Source organism: Vibrio sp. 2130-1, assembly GCF_033339515.1.
This window is the reverse complement of sequence record NZ_JAWOUT010000719.1, coordinates 1-520: the sequence shown is the minus strand read 5'-3', so window position 1 is coordinate 520 and position 520 is coordinate 1. Positions and strand designations below refer to the sequence as shown.

The 520-nt window shown below is 43.8% G+C and carries 1 protein-coding gene and 1 pseudogene; both read right to left on the bottom strand.

The window, feature by feature from the left end:
• Nucleotides 1-4: 4 nt before the first annotated feature.
• Nucleotides 5-205: a chromosome segregation ATPase gene (locus R7Q09_RS28325; protein ID WP_005462979.1), complete on the bottom strand. Its 201-nt coding sequence runs from the start codon at nt 203-205 to the stop codon at nt 5-7.
• A gap of 56 nt (nt 206-261) precedes the next feature.
• Nucleotides 262-520, bottom strand: a pseudogene (locus R7Q09_RS28320) (methyl-accepting chemotaxis protein); the annotation flags it as partial.

Below are 520 nucleotides of genomic sequence, written 5' to 3'. Positions count from 1 at the left end.
TTTATTAATGAACCGGAACAGAATTTTTCTGATTAAACTTGCCGAAGTATTGCTCCAAAATTTCTGGCGTTAACTTGCCTTCTGCTTCTAGCTTTTTAAGCTCAGCCGCAATGGCTTTTTGCTCTTCTAGCGAAGGCAGCTTTACTTCTGGCTCCTCTGCAGCTTCTTGAGAAATCTGCGCTAGTTCTTTTTCGAAGTCGTTCATAGTACTTACCTAAATATAGTCATTAAACTGTTCAACTTCGTCTATTCTATCCAACTCTAGAGTTTGAAGCTACCAACCATCTTATCTAGGCGAGATGAAAGCTCTTGAAGATCGCGGCTTGCGCCAGCCAACTCTTCCGCCGTTGCAGTTGTCATCTCGTTGATTGCGTTGATTTCTTCAATATTCTGATTGATCGTATGAACCACGGTAGATTGCTCTTCCGTTGCCGTCGCAACTTGCGTGTTTCGATCGGAGATATCCGTAATGCGCTCAGAGATATTCACCAGCACTTCTACCGCTTCATCCGTCGAAGCC